Below are 2,514 nucleotides of genomic sequence, written 5' to 3'. Positions count from 1 at the left end.
GACCGCCACCCTCACCAGCGCGCCCCACGCCTCGTTCAGCAGACCGCCGAGACCGTGCAGCGCGGAGAGCGGATCGCGGATCCCCGTCAGCCGCGCGGCACGCGCCCCGTCGGCCCGCTGCCCGGACCCGCGCAGCGAGTGACAGGCGCGACCGCTCGCCTCGCGCAGGGCGCCCACCCGGGCGAGCGCGCGGACGCGGTGGTGCTCGCCGAGTGCGGTGACATCGCCGGCCCGGCCGGCGTGGACACCCCGGACGACCTGGGGCTGCCGGAGTGGGACCGCCCGGCGGCAGCGGGCGTCCGGCACACCGGTGGACCATTGAGCTTCCACGATGAGGAAACTAACCTCCGTATACCGAGCAGTGCCGGTGGCGCTGTGTGCCGTCCCGACGAAGGAGTGACAGCCCGTGCCCGCACCAGCGCCGACCCCGCCGGTCACCGTCCACACCGGCTCCGCCCGGGCGCCCGAGCGCCAGGACGAGGTCCTCACCGAGGGCGCCCTGGCCTTCGTCGCCGCCCTCCACCACCGGTTCACCCCGCGCCGCGACGAACTGCTGGCCCGCCGGGTCGCGCGCCGCGCCGAGATCGCCCGGACCGGCACCCTGGACTTCCTGCCCGGGACCGCCCACATCCGCGACGGCGACTGGCAGGTGGCCCCCGCACCGGAGGCGCTCCGGGACCGCCGGGTGGAGATCACCGGCCCCACCGACCGGAAGATGACGATCAACGCCCTCAACTCCGGGGCCCGCGTCTGGCTCGCCGACTTCGAGGACGCCTCCGCCCCCACCTGGGAGAACGTGATCGGCGGTCAGATCAACCTGATCGACGCCCACGAGCGCCGCATCGACTTCACCTCCCCCGAGGGGAAGACGTACGCCCTCCGGCCCGCCGGGGAGCTGGCGACCGTCGTGGTCAGGCCGCGCGGCTGGCACCTGGACGAGCGCCACCTGCGGGCCGGCGACCGCGCCGTCCCCGGCGCGCTGGTCGACTTCGGGCTGTACTTCTTCCACAACGCCCGCCGGCTGCTGGACGCGGGCCGGGGGCCGTACTTCTACCTGCCCAAGCTGGAGTCGCACCTCGAAGCGCGCCTGTGGAACGACGTCTTCGTCTTCGCCCAGGACTACTGCGGCATCCCCCGGGGGACGATCCGCGCCACCGTGCTGATCGAGACCATCACGGCCGCCTTCGAGATGGAGGAGATCCTCTACGAACTGCGCGACCACGCCTCCGGGCTCAACGCGGGCCGCTGGGACTACCTGTTCTCCATCGTGAAGAACTTCCGGGACGCCGGCGAGCGGTTCGTGCTGCCGGACCGCAACGCGGTGACGATGACCGCGCCCTTCATGCGCGCCTACACCGAACTGCTGGTGCGCACCTGCCACAAGCGCGGCGCCCACGCCATCGGCGGCATGGCGGCCTTCATCCCCAACCGCCGCGACCCGGAGGCCAACGAGCGGGCCTTCGCCAAGGTCCGGGCCGACAAGGACCGGGAGGCGCGCGACGGCTTCGACGGCTCCTGGGTCGCCCACCCCGACCTGGTGCCGGTCGCCCGGGCCTCCTTCGACGCGGTGCTCGGCGAACGGCCCCACCAGAAGGAGCGGCTGCGCGAGGACGTGCGCGTCACCGCCGCCGACCTGCTCGCCGTCGGCTCCCTGGACGCCAGGCCGACCCGCGAGGGGCTGCGCAACGCCGTCCAGGTCGGCATCCGCTACATCGAGGCGTGGCTGCGCGGCACGGGAGCCGTGGCGATCTTCGGCCTGATGGAGGACGCCGCCACCGCGGAGATCTCGCGCTCGCAGATCTGGCAGTGGGTGCACGCCGGGGTGGTGCTGGACACCGGGGAGAAGGTGACGCCGGAACTGGTGCGCGCCCTGGCGGCGGAGGACCTGGCGGGCGTCCGCGCGGAGCTGGGCGAGGAGGCGTACGCGGCGGGCCGGTGGGAGCAGGCGCACGACCTGCTGCTGCGGGTGGCGCTGGACGAGGACTACGCCGACTTCCTGACCCTGCCCGCGTACGAGCTGCTGGACTGACGGGCCGGCGAACTGACGGACCGGCGGCATGCGGCCGGCTCCCGCGGGGCCGGGGCCGGACGTAGGCTCCGGTCCCATGGGTGGACTCCTGCCGTACCTGGTGGTCACCGGCTCCCTCGCCGCGGCCATGGGCTTCTTCGCGTGGCTGGCCCGCGTCGTCCGCCGCCGCGGGGTGGCCGGCGCGGCCGTCCGCGCGGCCATGGCCGCCTACGACGAGGCCTTCCACGTGACCGCCCACGACTCCCACCACGAGATCAGAGCGCAGGCCGAGCGCAGGGCGCCGGTGGCCACCAGGTACGGCAGGAGCTCACCCATGGGCCGGAGCCTACGTCCGGTGCCGGCCCCGCGGGAGCAGGCCGTATGCCGCCGGGCCGTCAGTCCAGCAGCTCGTACGCGGGCAGGGTGAGGAAGTCGGCGAAGTCCTCGTCCAGCGCCACCCGCAGCAGCAGGTCGTGCGCCTGCTCCCACCGGCCCGCCGCGTACGC

At 74.2% G+C, this 2,514-nt stretch carries 4 protein-coding genes; 2 read left to right on the top strand and 2 right to left on the bottom strand.

The features are described from left to right. On the bottom strand, nucleotides 1–330 hold a 330-nt coding region (locus tag VE546_RS04045; RefSeq protein WP_324918416.1), incomplete at its 3' end, for a DUF6099 family protein. A gap of 76 nt (nucleotides 331–406) precedes the next feature. Between VE546_RS04045 and aceB the strand changes: the two genes are divergently transcribed. Together aceB and VE546_RS04035 are read left to right on the top strand one after the other, a co-directional pair. Further along, nucleotides 407–2,029, top strand: coding sequence for a malate synthase A (aceB, locus tag VE546_RS04040; protein WP_324918414.1), 1,623 nt, complete (start codon nucleotides 407–409; stop codon nucleotides 2,027–2,029). A 76-nt stretch (nucleotides 2,030–2,105) separates the two neighbouring features. Further along, a complete protein-coding gene (locus VE546_RS04035; protein ID WP_324918411.1) occupies nucleotides 2,106–2,435 on the top strand; it encodes a hypothetical protein in 330 nt (109 codons plus the stop codon). Here the strand turns inward: VE546_RS04035 and VE546_RS04030 are convergent. Next, nucleotides 2,404–2,514 (bottom strand): hypothetical protein (locus VE546_RS04030; RefSeq protein ID WP_324918418.1); only part of this gene is annotated, 111 nt, incomplete at its 5' end. The genes VE546_RS04035 and VE546_RS04030 overlap by 32 nt on opposite strands.

Origin of the sequence: Streptomyces sp., assembly GCF_035644915.1 — a bacterium.
Taxonomy (GTDB): domain Bacteria; phylum Actinomycetota; class Actinomycetes; order Streptomycetales; family Streptomycetaceae; genus Streptomyces.
Note: the sequence above shows the minus strand (reverse complement) of the source record. Positions and strands in the feature narration are given on the sequence as shown.

Excerpts from the sequence above, each read along its gene's own strand:
- VE546_RS04035 (WP_324918411.1), top strand. The coding sequence starts at position 2,106 with ATGGGTGGACTCCTGCCGTACCTGGTGGTCACCGGCTCCCTCGCCGCG.